Consider the following 17,501-nt stretch of genomic DNA (forward strand, 5'->3'; position numbering starts at 1 on the left):
GTAAAGGTTCGTCACGCTCGCAAGATTGAAAGGGGCGTCCGATTTATGGACAGCTCTCGTTTGTTCGTGGAGTGTGGCAACCGCCGCCCCGAAGCTCGTTGAGATCGCCGCAGGCATTGAGCCGGTTCAGCCGGGCGCGATCTTCATCACTGATGAACGCGCCGTTTCACTGGTCAGGCGGAGTTGGACACGATATCGGGCCCACAGCCTGACGCCGTTGCGGGGGCTCCCGAGTGACGAAGGGGGGCTGACCGTAAGTCGTCGTTTGTAAGGAACGTTTCTGAGTACCGTTCTTACGCAAGGTGTGACTGCGATGGGGGGCGACAGAGTATCCATAACAGGCCGCGTAAATGTTCCGCGTGCCAGTGGCGGAGCAGGCTGAAGCTGTAGCCGGCGGCGGCGAGCGTGGCGTTGATGCGGTTGCCGTCGCGGCCCTTGAGATGGTTACGGCGCATCCGGTGGTCGTCCTTGAGATGGCCGATCACAGGCTCGACGGCGGCGCGGCGACGCGGATTTGATGCGCAACCGATTTTGCGACTCAGGCTATGTCTCGACCCAGCGGTTGGGAGAGAGGACTGTCGTCATGTCACCAATAGAACTGAGAACTGCTGGGCCGGCGGACGGTTCGTTGCTTTCTGATCGGGAGCATGCTGTTTGGTCTGAACATGCTGATCACCTGCCTGCTGTTCAGGATGAACCGTAACGATGCGTTCAGTTCGCTGCGGATCGGCGCGTACAACAACTTCCTGCGGTTCCGACTGACGGAAGATGGGTTCGACATGTTTGTGGTCGGGCTGGAGAACGTCCCACAGCGGGATGACTGGAGCGCCAATTCCAAACACGACAAAGACAAGCCCGATCCCGAGGTTCCGGTGTTCGTCCCGAAGGTTGAATTCAAACCGCATCTGATTGAACGGCTTTCGATCAGACTGGGGCCGAAGCGGGCCGCTCCAACCGCCTAGTACCTCGTCACACTGATTATGACTGGTTGATTCCGAGCCAGTTCAGGATGGGCAGGTCTTTCGGAGCCACGAGGATTTGGATGCTTCGAGCGACGCCGGGTTGGCGCCGAATGAGACCATTTCGTTCGAGGGTCACGATCATCTGGTGGACCGAAGGCGGGCTGACTTGAAAGTGGCGCTGCATGTCGGTCTCGGCGGGCGGGCGTCGGAACATGTGCGCGTAGGTGTAGATGAAGGCCAGGTACTGGCCCTGCTTTTCGGTGAAGCCTTGAGGGCTGAGGCTGCGAGCGGCGCCTGATTTTCGATTCATTTGTCGATTCGTCCGGTCCTCCGACAAGGAGGTCGCGATGAATGTACGTTATCGGGTCGAATTGAGCCAAGCCGAACGCTGTGAACTCACCGCGATGTTGAGCAAGGGCAAGCGGGCTGCCCGCAAGCTCAAGCGCGCCCAGATATTGCTGGCGGCCGATGCCGGCCGCAGCGATGAAGAGATTGCCCGCGCCGTGGCGGTGGGCGGTTCCACCGTGTACCGGACCAAACGGCGCTTCGTGGAAGGCAATCTGGAGCGGGCGCTGAGCGAGGATCCGCGTCCAGGCGCGGAGCGCAAGCTCACCGGCAAGGAGGAAGCCCTGCTGGTGGCAACGGCTTGCGCAACCCCTCCCGAGGGTCGCGCCCGCTGGACGCTGGAGCTTTTGGCCGACGCCATGGTCAGGCTCACCGACCACGAGAGCCTGTCGGGCGAGACGGTGCGCCGGCGGCTGGCCGAAAACGGCCTCAAGCCGTGGCGCAAGGATATGTGGTGCATTCCAAAGGTCGATGGCGAATATGTCGCCCGCATGGAAGACGTGCTCGACCTATATGCCGAGGCGCCTGATCCCGACCGGCCGGTGGTCTGCTTCGACGAGAGCCCGGTCCAGCTCATCGGCGAGGTTCGCGAGCCGATCCCCGCCGAGCCGGGCCAACTCGAACGTTACGATTGCGAGTATCGCCGCAACGGCACCGTCAATCTCTTCGTCTGCATCGACGTGCATCGGCCATGGCGCAAAGTCAAAGTCACAGAGCGACGGGCGGCAGAAGATTACGCCCAGTGCATGCGCGAACTCGTCGATGTTCATTATCCCGACGCCGGGTGCATCCGCGTCGTGCAGGACAATCTGTCGACCCACTCCGTAGGCTCCCTCTATGAGGCATTCGCGCCTGACGAAGCCCGGCGAATTCTGCGCCGCCTGGAGTTCCACTACACCCCAAAGCACGCCAGTTGGCTCAACATGGTCGAGATCGAGATCGGCGTGCTCCGCGGTCAGTGCCTCGACCGCAGGATCGACGACCCAAACTGGCTCCGCCGCGAAATCGCCGCATGGGAGAAACAACGAAATGCCGCTGGCGCCCGCATCAAATGGATGTTCACGACCGAAAAAGCCCGCGCCAAAATGGGCCGCGCCTATCCCGCAACGTCCAAAGAGTCACAATCACTGTGACAAGCTACTAGTACGGACATGCCTCGGCCCATCACGACGGGCAAGAGCCTTCCGATCAGTGTCGTTGCTGGCTCCTCTTCTGTACTGATGCAAATAATTGCTGGGGCGGCTGAACTGTGACTGTTCGCGGGCCAGTAGTGAGCGACGATCTCAACTTGATCACAGCAATCGATTGGGACTCGCTCGATCTTCTGTTGCAGCGCTCCGAGTTTTTGAATGACGGCGTTGATCTTGGCCGGAAGGCGTGCGCCTTCTGGACCGTATTCACAGGCCAGCCGCCTGGCAACTTCAAAGGCGGTCAGCGCGCATAGCCAATCTTCTGCCGCCTCATCAAAGTATCCCTTCTCTATATTCGTATCACCGAGAAGGCGATGGGCATCTCCGATGTTAGTCCATCTAATAGCCCATTCACTTCGACTTATGCTTATACAGGCGGCTTCGAGATTATTGAGGAACGCCGCAGCGCCCCATCGCGTGGATGAAAGATCGCCCCTCACCTGGGGCCACGCAGCGCCGTCCATCCCATCTGCCCCTTAGTGTGGATCTGAAGAGATAGCCGGTTCTACAGCGCCAGCTTAGCTCCACGTGTCACGGAGATAGTAGCTGACACCGCAGGAGAAACTTCGCGGTATTGAGCCATGGTACGCTGCAATTCTGCCTTTGGTCGCGGGGCCGCGCAGTTTTTCATCCGACTGAGCATCAGGCCTTCCGCTGCACTCAGTAACTACGAGCGAACCGCGCAGCGCTTGGAATAAGCGCCTAAAGACCGTCAGGGGTGCCGAACCCTAGCAATGCCTCTATCCCGTGAACCTGGGCGCCGATTGAGACGGCTGGCGCCACGATGAAAGCGGACCTGGTACAAGAGCTGGCTGAACGAGCGCCGCGCTTCAAATCCATTCTGGGTAATGTGTTCGGAAGTTCCAAGCGAGGCTGCCCTTCGAAGTCGCCTTGCCCTTGTTCGCAGCGGCGGACATCCAAGTCAAAAGGCAGCGTCCGGAAAGGCTTCAGCATAGGCGCCGGCTGACGCAACTCACACAGCTGATCCCCTGATCGGGGCCGGGAATCACAGCCCTAGATAAGGAAACGGCCTCAGCGGCTCCGGGGGATATGCTGAGGCCGTACCTACGCCTCGCGGACAAGCCGGAGGCGGAGCCAGAACAAGAACGGTTGGCTGATTTTCGTTTGCGCGAGGAAGACTATCCAAGTCGGAGATCTTCGGCGGACACCTTGCCAGAACGTCCGGTCGTTATCTCATAGCTAATCTTTGCACCCTCTGCCAGCTCGCTATAGCCGGCCCTTTCAACGGCACGAATGTGTACGAAGACATCAGGGCCGCCGTCATCCGGCTTGATAAAGCCGTAGCCCTTAGTTGCGCTGAACCATTTCACAGTACCGATCGCCACCACATTAACTCCAAGTTGAACGCGCGCGATTTAGCCAGAGTTCCCACTGAGCATCAAGACCATCCGCAGTGTGAGACGTCCGTGTTGCTGACCGCGCGATCGTAACGAAACCGCGACCGCGTACCATAGCCGCGCCTGCGACTCCAAGCGTTTTCATGCATGATGTTTACTCCGGCTCACTGGAGTGAAACAGCGCAAAATGATGCTTAAGCGCATCAAAGCTAGCTTGGCCATCTGACTGCCATTGGCTGCTCGAATCTCGACTCAATAGAGAAGGACCATCGAGCGACAGCGCTATCATGTCCGCTGCCAGACGACCTGGTGTCTCAGAAAGCACGTCGCGCACGATCGAGGTCGTCGAGCGGTGGCCTGGCCACTGGCACAGGCCTCCACGAGCCTTGAGGTGGACGTGAGGGCGCACGTCGATTTCGTGCTTGGCATGGTCTTGCAAACATTATCGAGGACCCGCGCGCACTCCGCGACCGCATGTGGGGGGCTGATTGCCTGATGTTTGAAGGCAATTCCACGGGCGCACAGCGTTGAGAAAGATTCCGTGTCACTTCTGATGACGTCAATTCAGCGGGTCACGGCCTCGGCCGCATCGCATCTGTCTCGGACTTGCTGGTCCGCCGCACCGAACCTATGCTCCGATTACGTCAATTCATTCCATACGCATCAAACTGGACTGCAGCCAAGCCCTTGCGATAGGTCGCGCTTGCTGCGCCGAAACAATGTCTCGGCATAGGTGCCCATACGGAGGCGGTAGAAATGGCTGGCCATGCTCCGCTGCTATGCCGCGGGCCGACTTGATCTCGATACCTGCGTCGCTGCAATCGGCAACCCGAGATCACCGTACCTCACCTGCAAAGTATTGGTTTATTGATGTTGATTGATGCAATGAATGGCGCATTGGCGCATAAATTCGGCCAGCCAGGCTCTTTTTCGATGGATTCCGCTAATCGATGATCGGCTTCCGCTTGTGGCGAAACCGACCGCCTTGTCATCGCGCACGAAAAATTACCGACGGAGGTGCCGCCGAGCCAAGAAAGCCGAACTATGATTCTCGCACGCTGACTGCTGCACTGTCTTCGCCGCTTCAGAGGCCGGCGCGCTGAGCGTCCAAGCCGCTCGCGAGATTCGAGCGGTTTCTCAGGCCTCGTGATAGGCAGAAGAAGTCTCGTTGTATTTTGCTAGGATGGGAACCTATAGACGCACCGGGCTGACGGCTTGCCGTTGTGCCTCGGATAGCCGACACGTGATGCCGCTTCCCGGAGGTCGGCCTTTCGCATGTTGCTTCACTTCCGTCGATAGAAGAGCACTTTGCCCGCCGGCAACAGTCGCAGCGGGATACCGAAGTCGGCAACGTTGGCGGTCCGCACCGAGAAGCCCAATTTTTGTGCCTGCAAAAGCAGCACGCAGTCCGGCAAAGCGCGGTTCCAATCTTCCGCGGTTGCCCTACGAAGTTCGAATTATTCTCCGCCTTCGTAGAACAGCTCTAGCGGCAGCCCGACCAGCGATTTGCCGATCCAGTCCCGAGCGATGATGTTGGAAGGCCCCATTGCAATGGCAGCACGCGCGTCGCGGAAGGAACGCTCGATCGGCCCGCGGTGATAGCCGTAACCTCCCGTCACCGTTAGTGCAGCGGCAGCGACCTTGTTCGCGACTTCGGCGGCGTGCACCTTGAATTCGGTCAGTGGGATCAGGATTTCACTTTGCGGCTTGCCGGCGCGCCAGAGTTCGTCCAGCCTTGCTGCCAGTTCAAGGCGCCACGGTCGCAACGATTCGACGAGCACCTTGGCCGCGCCGAGCTCCTGTCGGATTGCCTGATAGTCCGCAAGTCTTTTGTTCCGATCCTTGTGTACGAAACTTGCGGTGTGCTTGACGGCTGCATTGAACACGCCCCTCGCCAGGCCTTCCCAGACGGCGCCAAGCCCGATCAGATAGACTGGCGAGACACCGTTGTAGATGATTTCCTTTCCTTGTCCTTCTGCGCCGAGCCGGTCCCGTTGCGGTACCCGCACGCTGGTGTACTGGATTGGCCCTGAGTGATTGGCACGCACGCCGAGTGCGTTCCAAGGTTTCGATTCGATCCCGGGAGACTTGCCGTCCACGATGAGGAAGACAATGTCGGCCTGATCCTTGGCGCCGGGCGTGCGTGTCTGCACGACATAGAAGTCAGCCTGACCGGAGCTCGTTGTGAATGATTTCTTGGCATCGAGCAGATAGTCGTCACCGTCGCGCGATGCCTCGGACAGATTGTACCACCAGTGTCCCCCGGTCGCGCGTTCGCTGGTCGAATATGTACCCAGCAAAGCACCGTCCTTCGCCTTGAGCCAGCGCTCCTTCTGGTCATCGCTGCCATATAGATTGATGGTCTGAGCCGCGCCGACATGCATGACGTAGATGAGGCCGGTCGATGCATCAACCTGACCAATCCGATTGGCAGCTTCGGCAAAATCGATATGGCCTAGGCCAAGGCCGCCAAACCGGGAGTCGTTCAGGACGCCGGACCAGCCCGCTTGCGCCAACGCCTCGAGATTCTCTCTGGGAAAGCGGCCTTCGAGATCGTTGCGATCGGCATTGACCCTTACGGTCGCATCGATGGCAGCATCCAGCCGGGAATAAGGGTGTTGACTGAAATTGTCTGCCAGCTTGGCTGAAGCCATTCTCTGTCTCTCCAATATCTTGCGAACTCAAACAACCGCGTGCGTCAGCACGTTCTTTCTGGATTCAGTTTGCGGTAAACGGCCGAGGTTAAGCGCCTTAATATCGTCGCGGTTGCGCAAGGCGACTGATGCACCGGGCAGGACGCTATGGCCGTACTCGCGGACGACCGCGTGGTCGGAAAAGCGTAGCGCTACCGTCGAATTTTGTTCAGCTACCAGGATCGAGAGGCCCTGCTCTCTGTTGAGCTGCTTAGTGCTCGGAAAATGCCCTCAACGACAAGCCGAGCAAGTCTCATCGGCGGTTCATCGAGCACCAACGGCCGAGGGCGCGACATCAGAGCGCAGCCAATCGCAGCCATCTGCTGCTCCCTGCTCGAAATCAGCCCGGACATGGACCTGCGAACATCCTTCACTCGGGAGGCAAAGGTCGCAGATCTCCTTCAGGCCAGCGCGGATCACGCGGGACTGAGCAGCCCCGCCAATGGCACCCTCATGAGACTCTCCTCCACCGTCAGTGAGGGGAAGCAGTGCCGGCCTTCAGGCACGCTAACGATTCCGGATCGGACCAATCTTGCGGGCGACGCAAACAGGATGTCGCGATGGTCAAAAATGATCCACCCGGCGGTCACCTGGCCGCCCCGCGCCGGCAGGAGGCCTGAGATCCACTGAAGCGGCGTGGACTTGCCCGCACCGTGGGCACCGGACACGGCGACAATCTCGTCCCGCCGGACCGCGAATGACACTGCGTCCACGGCCAGGATGGCATGACCAAAGGTCGCGGCCAACTTCTCAACCGACAAGCAAAATGTCACTCATACCTGAATCCGCGCATCCCGGTAGAGACCTGCGATCCATAACGGACTCGATTATTCGGCAGCTTGCGCCCGCACGGGCGCGCTCGCCTCGAACTCCCGAACGAGTGGGATCACATGCTTGCCGAAATATTCGACCTCTTCCTGGAAATGGAGGAAGCCGAGCAGGATCAGATCGGCACCAGCGCGCTTGAGCTCGATAATGCGTTCGGCGACCTGTTGCGGGGTTCCGATCAGGTTCGAACGGAAGCCATCATTGTATTGAACGAGGTCCTGGAAGGTGGACTTGGCCCAGTTGCCCTCGCGCTCGGGGCTGGCATTGCCGGCATTCTGGACCTCGTGGTGGAATCCGCGAACCGCATCGGGGATCGCCTTATCAACGATCTCCTGCAAGACCTCTTTAGCTTCGTCTTCTGTTTGCCGGACGATACCGAAGGCATTGATTCCAATCTTGGTGCGCCAGCCCTTGCCGAAAGCCTGTTCCTTGATCCTAATGTCCTCAACCTGGGCCTTCAGGCCGTCCGGCGTATTGCCGTTGGTGAAATACCAGTCGGACACACGGGCAGCCATGTCGCGGGCTGCCCGCGAGGAGCCGCCCTGAAAGATCTCTGGCAGCGGATCGAGCGGCTTTGGCTTGAGCGAATAATCGTTGAACCGATAGAAGTCGCCCTTCAGGGTGAAGTTCTCCTCGGTCCAGATCCCGCGCAGCGCGTTGATGAATTCCTCCGAACGGCGATAGCGCTCGTCATGGTCCAGCCAGGGCTCGCCGATCGCATGGAATTCGCCCCGGAACCAGCCCGAGACGATGTTGACCGCGACACGCGCATGAGTCAGCTGGCTAATTGTCGCAATCTGCTTTGCGGCCAGCGCCGGGTTCCAAGGCCCGGGAAGGAGAGCGGCGATAACCTTGAGCTTCTCGGTCGCGGCAAGAAGCGCGTGGGAGAAGCTGACGGACTCGTGTTGTTTGTCAGCGCCATAACCTGCAGTGAATCGGATCTGGCTCAAAGCATAGTCGAAGCCAGACTTCTCGGCGATCTGAGCAAGTTTGCGATTGTAATCGATCTCCCAGCTGGTGCGCTGCTCGATCGAAGAAATCACAAGGCCGCCGGATACGTTCGGCACCCAATAAGCGAATTTGATCGGATTGTTGCTCACAGTCATCTTGTTTGTTCCTCAAGAATTAGGCTTGCGTGGAGAAGAGCGACGATCTCAGGCAGGCGAGATCATGCTGTCGCGCCCGTCGAGACGGGCGCGGCTCACGTGCTGTTCGTCGTCGTCGTTTAGGCTATTGATTCGGAAGCGTTACAATCGTCTCGGACACTATCCGAGCGCGCGCATTTCAGCCGCGCCAACACAAGTTCACACAAACGCATCGGCAAGCCGTTGGCTTGGTCAAATCACTCACCCCGTCCACGTTATTGTTGCGCATCATGCGCGTCCCTTGCTGGCATCATCGCGTCATGATTATCGTCTCAGAGAACACTCGACGGCGCGAGTCGAAGACGAACTATTTTTCCTACGCTGGAGATAATCCGATTTTGTAGTTTTTCATCAGACGCGACGTTTATTGCACGATTGAAAACTCTCACCGGCTGAACACCTACGACCTTGTCGTAAAGCTCCCGATCATCAGCCAACGTCTTTCTTGTTAGTCGAAAAGAGCTTCAATCTTCTGACAGTCAGGAGAGGAGCACTCTTGCTTATCGTCCCATAAGCTTTTCTAAAATCCTCGCCGTGCTCTCTCGGGGCACAACGCACGCACCCGCTAGGATCACTTGTCCCCACAATTTCGTCTGCATGCTGGAGCGGCCTTTTGACTGGCTGCCGAATTCCGCACTCTGCTCACAAATCGAGATCAGCTGCCGCAAGCAAGATAGACATCTGGAGCACGCGACGAGGGTTGATATGCTTCGTACCGCCGAGGCTGGACGCTAACGTCGCGCCTTGAGATGTTCATCGCTCACGGAGCGGCTTTTCGTTAGTGACCATCCATAGGAAACAATCATGGAGGATAGCGGACGAACTATGTCCGCCGTCACCGGCGAGCGGATCGTGCTACTTTGAATCGCGGCGGCGTCTGTGCTCGTCTGCGCGCCCGCCGATACCACGCTCTCATCCGCGAGTGAGGCAAGCGCCTCAAGCTTGATCAGTCAACGCTGGCCAGACGCATCAGCGCTGATCCAAGCCGGGCACGGTCACCCGCATGCAGAGCTCCGACCGGATCTCCACGCCTCGACGCCTCGCGAAGGATTGCGGTTGCTGTGAAATGGGACACATTCGCCAAAGGGGAAAGGATCTGAGCTACGCGGACGTTACACCCGCCGTGAGCGATGCCGTCAACGAGGGCCGATTGGACGTCGGGATTCGACCCAACTACCGCAACCTGGAGCGCAAAAGTATTCTGGCCCAAAGGAAGCCAGCCAAGTGGCTTACAATGCTTTTTTGAATGCCACGCTATCTGCGCGTGTTAGTGGAGACCCGTGCGGAGACCACTCCGCGACACGGGGACGCTCTAGGGAATTCAGTCTGCCCGATCGCGGCCGGCCCGCGCATGCTACGCACTTGCGTGGCGCGCTTGACGCGTCACGTGCGCAACGGGGACAGTTCCCCGTTCTAATGGGGAACGAATTTTACGAATCTAACGGGCCACTCCCTTGAAATTTTCATTTCACACGCATTCGTCCTCACGCCAGGTAAGCTTACGGCAAGCTCCGCGTCATGCAACGATACTGATTGCTAAAACAACGAATGTCTTGCTCTCAAAGTGCGATCGGCGGGTGTCCAAAAACCGACATTGGCGATGGAGACCTGACGAAACGGGAGGATCGCTATCCCCTCCCAGATATGAGACTTGAAGCGCGCATTGCGCGCGCGTTGGGAGTTTGGAGGTGCGCTTTTTCGCGCTCGCAACTGCTGTGGTCGTTCATCTACAAGGAACCATTCATAACGCTTCGGCTGTTGCTTTGCTCAGCAACTCCTGCTGCGGGAGTGTGTAATCCTCCAGGACCTGCTCGTCTCCCAGCCGCTCGGGGGAGCAAGCGATCATCCGCCGCGGCCGTGGGACGAGGCTTTCGGATTCGACAGGGCCTTGAGGTCCTAGAACCGTGCCGGCGCCTGCCTGATTAACGCCGCGAGCCGGCGAATACGGAACCGTCAGGCCTTGCCGAAAATTGGTCGTCCTCCCAACTGCCGGTTGGCAACTGGGTCGCTCGTTCCGGCCCCGTCAAATTTTCTGCGGATCGACGGCTTGCACCTGCGATGAGACGGTCGGCTCTGACTCTCGCACCGTAAGCTCTGGCAAATTGGATGGTGAAGGCATCCCTTGCCAAAAATCCGGCGATCCCCAACTGTCGGTTGGCAACTGGATAGCTTGTTCCGGTCCAGGCCAAAGTTCTTCCGGATCGACGGCTTGCACCTGCGATGGGACGGTCGGCTCTGGCTCACGCACGGTGAGCCCAGGTATGTTGGATGGCGAGGGCATGCCTTGCCAAAAATCCATCGGTCCCCAACTGTCGGTTGGCAACTGGATAGCTTGTTCTGGTCCACGCCAGAGTTCGTCCGGATCGTCGGCTTGCACTTGCGATGGGACGGTCGGCTCTGGCTCGCGCACGGTGGGCCCTAGCAAATTGGATGGCGAGGGCATGCCTTGCCAAAAATCCGCCGATCCCCAACTTTCAGTTGGCAATTGGATAGCTTGTTCCGACCCCTGCCAAATCTCCTCCGGATCGTCAGGCTGCGCGAGCGAATGGGGAACCTGTCCACCCGTCGGCCGAGAGTCCCCCGGCCACGAAACGGCTTGCTCGAGGCTGTTTCGGTAATCTCCGGTCATGGTCAACTCGGCGGTGAGTGTCGTCTGCGGGAGCGTCACATCACCGAGAACAGGCCCACCTTTCCGAGAGGCCCGAGGACCTTGGGAACCGGCATCAGCTAAAGGTTCGCAGTTACGATACGCACGAAAGGCTTCCAACGCTGTCTTCATCGTCCAGCTATTCGGGAATGACTTATTAGCGTGAGCGAGTAGGGAATTGTCATCGATCGTAGTAATCGTTTGATGAGGTCCGAGAAGATTCGCGAGCTTGCGCAAAGCCCTAACATACACTACGACCGTGTTCGGTTTCCAGCTCCGCTGCGCAGCAGCTGCCCGCATCGCGCCGTCGATGAGGTCCGCGTCTTCCACCGAGACTTGAATACGCGGACAATTGTCAACTGAAGCATTGGCGTCGCGATACCTCCGAAGGGCATTCAACGCAGTCCTCATGTCCGCGTCACGCGGAAAAAACTTCTTGGCGTAGGTGATTAGGAAATTGTCGTCGGCTCCAGCGATCGTTTGGCCTTGCTCCTCGAGACGCTTTCCCAATTTACGAAGAGCCGCAGCGTAACGCTGGTACGTTTCTGCTGTCAGCTTGCCGTGCGCAATCTCAGCCTGGCCCACCTCGTCGATGAGCCTCATGTCTTCCACGGAAAGTTCGGTACGTCGACGCTTCCCTGATGGAGCACTGGGATCGCGATGCGCCTGGAGGGCGTTTAGGGCACAAACCATTTCCGCGTCGCGTGGAAAAGCCCTTTCGGCGTGAGCGACCAACGAACTGTGATCAATCCCATCAATCGTTTGGCCCTGTCCCCCGAGATGATTGCCCAATCTACGAAGGGCGCGCGCATAATTGGCAGCGGTTCTCGGTCGCAGACCCTGGCGTGCAAAATCTGGTGCCGCGTCCTGGATGAGGCGATGATCTTTGTCCGATAGACAAGGAAAGTATCGATCTTGAGGGGTCACCTCTCTAGAAACAAGAGAGTCGGCTCGGCGCGCCTCGTGCAAGTGCTGCTCAAAGTTCTCTGATCCGGACCGCCCCTCTTCCTGTTGTTGCAACATGGCATCGTCGGCCTGCCAATGACCTGGATCGAATCGATTGGAATCGTTTAGGTCCACACCAACCTTCCGTGTCCGAAGTTAAATCAGATCGGCTTGCCTACCCCGCTTGGCTGTCGAGAAGCTGACGAGCCCCGCTCCTCCAACGCAAAAAGGCACAACTTTAGTGCAGGCTATTCCACCAACGTGTCGCGAAGCCGACATCGAGTAGAAGCGCACTGCATCCATTCACGCGCGAGGCCCGGCTCAATTTCTGCATAATTGGGAGCGGAGCAGTAGCCCTTCCGAAGAACTGTTGTTCGGTTGCGGCCCGAAAGAATCGGAAGTGTCACGTGATGCGCAAGATGTCTATTGCTATCGTTCTAGTGCTGGTTTCATCCCATGCTATTGCGAACGACGATTTGATGACGGCGGCCAGACAAGTTTTCAAACCGATCCCCTCTGCTATCCCCGCAGTTAAGGACAATCCTGTCACTGTCGAGAAGGCCGAACTCGGCAAGATGCTATTTTTCGACCCTCGCCTCTCGGCGAGCGGGATCATCAGCTGCAACACGTGCCATAATCTTGGTACTGGCGGGGTCGACGCCGGCCCGACCTCGGTTGGTCACGGCTGGCAAAAGGGAGCCCGTCGGGCGCCAACCGTCTACAATTCGGTATTCAATGCCGCGCAATTCTGGGACGGACGCGCGCCGGATCTCAAGGCACAAGCCAAGGGACCTGTTCAGGCGAGCGCCGAAATGAATGCGACCCCGGATCGCGTGACAAGCACGTTGAACTCGATGGAGGGTTATGTCGGTAAGTTTAAGCAAGCCTTCCCGAATGATACACCGCCGGTCACCTTCGACAATTTCGCGAAAGCGATCGAGGCCTTTGAAGCTACGCTAACGACACCGGCGGCGCCATTCGACCAGTACCTGAATGGAGATGTCAGCGCTCTGGATGATCAGCAAAAGGCGGGATTGAAGCTGTTCATGGACAAAGGATGCGCCTCCTGTCATTACGGACTGAATATCGGCGGCCAGGATTATTTCCCGTTTGGTGTAGTCGAAAAGCCCGATACCAAACTGCTTCCTACCGCCGATAAGGGACGGTTCGCAGTCACCAATTCTTCCAGCGACGAATACGTGTTCCGTGTCGCCCCATTGCGCAACGTCGCCCTGCGAGCTCCCTACTTCCATTCGGGGCAAGTTTGGACTCTCAAGGAAGCCGTAGGAATCATGAGCGAAGTACAGCTCGGCGCCAAACTCAGCGAGAAGGAGAATAACGATATTGTCGCGTTTCTTAATTCACTGAGCGGGCGTCTACCCAAGATCGATTATCCGATATTGCCAACGCGCACAAAGGAGACGCCGCCACCTTCTTTGAGCAAATAGCGTCGTTCTTCTAAGCGCACTATGCGTCAGGTCGACCCTCTCTACGGTTTACTTGCGGCGCTGCTGCTGCCTTTTCGCAACGGCGAGCCCCCGAACGCCGCATGGCCTATCGAGTGGTCTCTAAGCATTGCGACGGGTTCCTACCGCGGCGAGCGGACGCACTGGATCAAAGGTGAAAAAGAGGAAGCATCGCGCGGTGAATCGCGAGCTGTATCGGCGATCCGATGACGACGGTCATTGAAAATCTGCTTGCCCGAAAGCAGAATCTCATTGAGGCACTTGATTCTACCCAAGACGATGAGCAGCGCGAGAAGATCGAGCGTCAGCTTGAGCAGATAAGGACAGCGCTTGATCTTCTCGATCCGCCTCAGCAAGCGAACGAGTGAGTGAGTGAGTGAGTGAGAACGCGAGACGAAAATCCCACCACGATCTTGAATGCGGTACCGCTGGCTTCTTAACAACGTTGGCCGTGGATCGTGTCCGCGTGCCTCAGCGCGTCGTGATCAATTTCTCTGTTGCGCCGCGCCACCTCGGAAATGCTCGTCTCCGGATCGATGCTCAGTTTCGTGCCTACAACTGGAGAGGGTTGATACAGCGACCGAGAAAATTGACATGGAAGCGCGTCTCGCCGCCGCGATCGCCGATCCTGACTTTGAGAGACTCGAACTGGCCATGCGCGAGCCCAGCATCTTCCGGGCGCTGGCAATCGAGCGGCATGAAATCCGGCATTCGAATTTTCTTCGCCTACCTGCTCGATCCAGGCGAAATTTACGGGCTTGGCGACCTTCTGTTGCGAAAATTCCAGCGAGATATTGTCGGCCGACACCCGGGCGCAGGGACCGTCGCTGATTGATGCCGATCTGACGGACTTCAACCAAGTCGATGTGCGGCGCGAGTGGAGGGATATCGACATCCTGATCGACTTCCCGCACGACGGGATCTCCGAGAACTTCGTGCCGCGCCGCACTAGCTCTAGCGGCAGAGGCTGATGTCAACCCCGTAATCTGTTTCGCAATGCCAGCCGATCGGCGACGAGGTTGTCAAGGTGCAGCTCGCCTGCCGGCTGCCATCTTTCCGACAATCGGCTAACCAGTGCCCGCGTGCCGTCCACCACGAAGACGCCGCAATCAAAGTCGTTCCGCTGCTGGGCCATGCGGACTGGCTCCAGACGAGCAGTCAGCCTTTGTGCGAGCATTTCTGCAAGCCCGTCGTTTTGCCCCCCGTGAGAGTCGTAGTGATAGGCGACTGGCCTTTCCCGTTCGCGACGATCAACGAACAGCAACGACCAGTGCGTGCCGCGGCGAGCCGGATCCGAAGCACTGGCGTCGCTCACTGGCATGAACAGGAAGTCGGCTGTATCGTTACCATCCACTTCTACAATGCGCTGGAAGGTGGCGAGCATCACGTCCTCAGGCCCCAGGCGCAGTTGATAGTGGGCGATGAGGGGATCGACGAGCCGCGTCCGGGCGGCAAGGTCCGGATTGCTCCGCTGCAAGTCCTGCATCAGCAGTTCGTAGTCCCGCAGAATATGCCGGTCGCCCAGCCATTCCCGAGTGTCGAGCACCCGCCCGCTGCGGTCGGGGGACGGCGCTTTCAACGCATCGGAGGTTGTGCTCAGAAATGCCGGCAGAAGGTTAGCGTCGATTCCCAACTCCTGTGGGGTGGACGGTGGCCAAGCTAGCCTGCCTTCCGGAAATAGATTCCAATCAAAGTTGGACGGCATCTGTGGCGCCCAAGTTGTGTCGGAACGCACTGACTGATCCGACTGTGACGATAGTCCCGACTGCGGGGCGTCCCATCCTGCAGGCGCCCGCCATCCGGCTTGCTCCGCATCGCGCCAAAGCTCGTCCTGGTCGTAACTCACCGTTTGCGACCCGGCAGACTGATCCGACTGCGACGACGGTCCCGACCAGGGTCCATCCCACCCCGCAGGCGTCTGCCAGACCAGGGGAAGGTACGAATCTAGATTCGGCGCCGTAAGTGGGGCGTGAACCGGGAGGAATACCGGGCCGGAGGTCGCCTCCCCCATGTTCCACAGGGGCGAAGAATTGGGCTGATTAACACTGTCTCCCGGCGAATGGGTAGGTGAAGCCAGCACCCCCAAAAGCTCTACTGTATCTAAACTTTCTGCCGGCAGCCGGCCGGTTCCATCCGCTGCCGGCCCAATCTTATCAGGAGCGACAGCCTGAATTGGGGAGCGGAAGACTGGGCTTGGCTGATCAACACCGTCTCCCAGCGAGCGGGTAGGTGAAGCCAGCATCGCCAAGAGCTCTACTGGGTCTAAACTTTCAGCCGGCAGCTGGCCAGTTCGATCCCCTGCCGGCGCAATCTCATCAGGAGCGACAGCCTGGACTGACGAGCGGAAGGCTGGGCTTGGCTGATCAACACTGTCTCCCGGCGAACGGGTAGGAGAAGCCAGCATCGCCATAAGCTCTGCTGTGTCCAAACTTCCAGCCGGCAGCCGGCCAGTTTGATCCGCGACACCCCGAAGCTCCGCCGAATCGTACATAGACCGCGCGGGAGCGGGTTGATCATCCAGCCGTAGCAAAAGCTCCCGTGAATTAACATTTTGCACCGGCGACTGCACGCTTCCCGCGCCGGCGGGCCCCTGCGCGTTGCGGTAATCACGAATGATGTTCAACCCGGTGATTAAATTCTTGTTGCGTGAGTATAGGCCTTTCGCAAGCCTGATTAGGGACTCGTGATCCAGCTTGGCAATTCCGTGGCCGTCGTTCTTTAGCACTCCCGCAAACCTGTAAAGTTTGCCGGTGTAGTGTTTGACGGTATGCTCGGGGCGTCCACTGGCAAGAACCGCACTATCGATGAGAGCCTTGTCTTCCATAGAGGGAACATACTCATCCCTTTGACGAGGGACGCGAGCAGCCAAAATATCGGGTTCACGGCACTCGCGAAGCACCTCCAGCGCGGAAGCCATATTCCCATTATCCCCGAAGGACTGTTTAACGTGAGCGACCAGGGAATTGTGATCGAGTGCAGCAATTGTTTGCCCCTGAGACTCGAGAGATTTCGCCAATCTGCGAAGAGTACTCTCATAGTTCACCGCGGTAGTAGGCGTCCATCTTCGGCGCGCAGCAGCTGCACCGATGGCTGAGTCGATCAGGCTCGCATCCTCCAAAGAAGGAGCATAACGTCGGGAGCTATCTGAAGCCTTGGGCTCGCGGTACTTGCGAAGCGCGTTCAATGCGCTCAATGCGTTACCCATTGAACCATCAGTGGGAAAGAACGCACTAGCGTGCCAGACCAACGAATCGTGATCAAGCGCATCAATGGTCTGGCCCCGAGAGGAAAGATGATTTCCCAGTGCGCGAAGAGCCCAAGTATAATTGCCGACCGTGTGCGATTGTAAATTTCCCGCAAAATGCTCGGCTACCGCCTCGATTAGGGTCCGGTCTTTTTCAGTTAGATGAGGATAGCGGGAATCTGGAGTCGCGCCCGCGGCTGCAGCAACATCAGTCTGGCGCACCTCCACCAAGCGGCGCTCAAAGTCCTCCTGCCCGGCCTGTCCCGCTTGCGGTTGTTGCAATGTGGCGTGATGCGCCTCCGGCCGGCCCGACACGTCGAATGGATTGAAGTTGTTTGCGTCCACGCCAGCCTCACGTCCACAAGGTCTGAAGATCACAACTACGAGGGCTAGCTTTCGAGAAGCTGACCGAAAACAGACGTGGACGCGGTCCCAGATGGGCTTTGATGCGCCCTCCTTGGTGCGGGTCAGATCGATATCCTCGGAGTACCCAGCGGCTTTGGGAAATGCAACTTGTTGAGCGCCGTACCGCCGCGAAACCGAAGCTCCTTGCTGAGGAATGGATCGCTGAACAGCTCGACGAGCGCCCGCGCGATGATGAGGTCTTGCTCGACTTGCCGCGGCTCGGCCCATGGTGCGATCTTTGACCACGCGACGATATTTGGCGTCGGCATCATT

The 17,501-nt window shown here is 58.4% G+C and carries 14 protein-coding genes and 2 pseudogenes; 6 read left to right on the forward strand and 10 right to left on the reverse strand.

Going from position 1 to position 17,501, the window contains the following annotated elements; all coding sequences use genetic code 11:
* Positions 1-293: 293 nt before the first annotated feature.
* A pseudogene (locus NLM31_RS08435) lies at positions 294-509 on the reverse strand (IS5/IS1182 family transposase); the annotation flags it as partial.
* Between the two features lie 138 nt (positions 510-647).
* Here NLM31_RS08435 and NLM31_RS08440 point away from each other — a divergent pair.
* The gene (locus NLM31_RS08440) at positions 648-962 is read left to right on the forward strand and encodes a hypothetical protein (RefSeq protein ID WP_254192021.1); all 315 of its coding nucleotides are present in this window, start codon (positions 648-650) and stop codon (positions 960-962) included.
* Positions 963-978: 16 nt separating this feature from the next.
* Here the strand turns inward: NLM31_RS08440 and NLM31_RS08445 are convergent, their stop codons facing one another.
* Positions 979-1,272: a LexA family transcriptional regulator gene (locus tag NLM31_RS08445; RefSeq protein WP_254128687.1), complete on the reverse strand. Its 294-nt coding sequence runs from the start codon at positions 1,270-1,272 to the stop codon at positions 979-981.
* Between the two features lie 37 nt (positions 1,273-1,309).
* Here NLM31_RS08445 and NLM31_RS08450 point away from each other — a divergent pair, with 37 nt between their 5' ends.
* Together NLM31_RS08450 and NLM31_RS08455 are read left to right on the forward strand one after the other, a co-directional pair.
* Entirely contained in the window at positions 1,310-2,440 is a 1,131-nt protein-coding gene (locus NLM31_RS08450; RefSeq protein WP_254191295.1) for an IS630 family transposase, read from the forward strand.
* Positions 2,441-2,577: 137 nt separating this feature from the next.
* Complete coding sequence (locus tag NLM31_RS08455) at positions 2,578-2,751, forward strand: hypothetical protein (protein ID WP_254192022.1); 174 nt, start codon at positions 2,578-2,580, stop codon at positions 2,749-2,751.
* An 885-nt stretch (positions 2,752-3,636) separates the two neighbouring features.
* On the opposite strand, the gene NLM31_RS08460 is transcribed toward NLM31_RS08455, so the two are convergent.
* The 5 genes and pseudogenes from NLM31_RS08460 to NLM31_RS08480 form a co-directional block, all read right to left on the reverse strand.
* Positions 3,637-3,843 carry a cold-shock protein gene (locus NLM31_RS08460; protein WP_254128809.1) on the reverse strand — a complete coding sequence of 69 codons (207 nt, stop codon included), beginning with the start codon at positions 3,841-3,843 and terminating at the stop codon, positions 3,637-3,639.
* Between the two features lie 1,469 nt (positions 3,844-5,312).
* Complete coding sequence (locus NLM31_RS08465) at positions 5,313-6,509, reverse strand: acyl-CoA dehydrogenase family protein (RefSeq protein ID WP_254192023.1); 1,197 nt, start codon at positions 6,507-6,509, stop codon at positions 5,313-5,315.
* 27 nt (positions 6,510-6,536) lie between these two features.
* Positions 6,537-7,325 (reverse strand): annotated as a pseudogene (locus tag NLM31_RS08470) (ABC transporter ATP-binding protein).
* A 50-nt stretch (positions 7,326-7,375) separates the two neighbouring features.
* Complete coding sequence (sfnG, locus tag NLM31_RS08475) at positions 7,376-8,482, reverse strand: dimethylsulfone monooxygenase SfnG (protein WP_254128807.1); 1,107 nt, start codon at positions 8,480-8,482, stop codon at positions 7,376-7,378.
* A gap of 2,062 nt (positions 8,483-10,544) precedes the next feature.
* On the reverse strand, positions 10,545-12,248 hold the full coding sequence (locus NLM31_RS08480; RefSeq protein WP_254192024.1) for a hypothetical protein: 1,704 nt from the start codon (positions 12,246-12,248) through the stop codon (positions 10,545-10,547).
* 275 nt (positions 12,249-12,523) lie between these two features.
* On the opposite strand from NLM31_RS08480, the gene NLM31_RS08485 reads away from it, so the two are divergent.
* Both NLM31_RS08485 and NLM31_RS08490 read left to right on the forward strand, forming a co-directional pair.
* Entirely contained in the window at positions 12,524-13,561 is a 1,038-nt protein-coding gene (locus NLM31_RS08485) for a cytochrome-c peroxidase (RefSeq protein WP_254196155.1), read from the forward strand.
* Between the two features lie 224 nt (positions 13,562-13,785).
* Positions 13,786-13,947, forward strand: coding sequence for a hypothetical protein (locus tag NLM31_RS08490; RefSeq protein WP_254128805.1), 162 nt, complete (start codon positions 13,786-13,788; stop codon positions 13,945-13,947).
* Between the two features lie 184 nt (positions 13,948-14,131).
* Here NLM31_RS08490 and NLM31_RS08495 read toward each other — a convergent pair whose 3' ends face one another.
* Entirely contained in the window at positions 14,132-14,290 is a 159-nt protein-coding gene (locus NLM31_RS08495) for a hypothetical protein (RefSeq protein WP_254192025.1), read from the reverse strand.
* Positions 14,291-14,337: 47 nt separating this feature from the next.
* Here NLM31_RS08495 and NLM31_RS08500 point away from each other — a divergent pair, with 47 nt between their 5' ends.
* Positions 14,338-14,550 (forward strand): hypothetical protein, encoded by a 213-nt coding sequence (locus NLM31_RS08500; RefSeq protein WP_254192026.1) that lies wholly within the window; start codon positions 14,338-14,340, stop codon positions 14,548-14,550.
* Between the two features lie 2 nt (positions 14,551-14,552).
* On the opposite strand, the gene NLM31_RS43190 is transcribed toward NLM31_RS08500, so the two are convergent.
* Together NLM31_RS43190 and NLM31_RS08510 are read right to left on the reverse strand one after the other, a co-directional pair.
* Positions 14,553-17,168: a Ulp1 family isopeptidase gene (locus NLM31_RS43190; protein WP_254196156.1), complete on the reverse strand. Its 2,616-nt coding sequence runs from the start codon at positions 17,166-17,168 to the stop codon at positions 14,553-14,555.
* Positions 17,169-17,290: 122 nt separating this feature from the next.
* Positions 17,291-17,500 (reverse strand): hypothetical protein, encoded by a 210-nt coding sequence (locus NLM31_RS08510; RefSeq protein WP_375143543.1) that lies wholly within the window; start codon positions 17,498-17,500, stop codon positions 17,291-17,293.
* Position 17,501: the final 1 nt, after the last annotated feature.

Source organism: Bradyrhizobium sp. CCGUVB4N (assembly GCF_024199945.1).
Classification (GTDB): Bacteria; Pseudomonadota; Alphaproteobacteria; order Rhizobiales; family Xanthobacteraceae; genus Bradyrhizobium.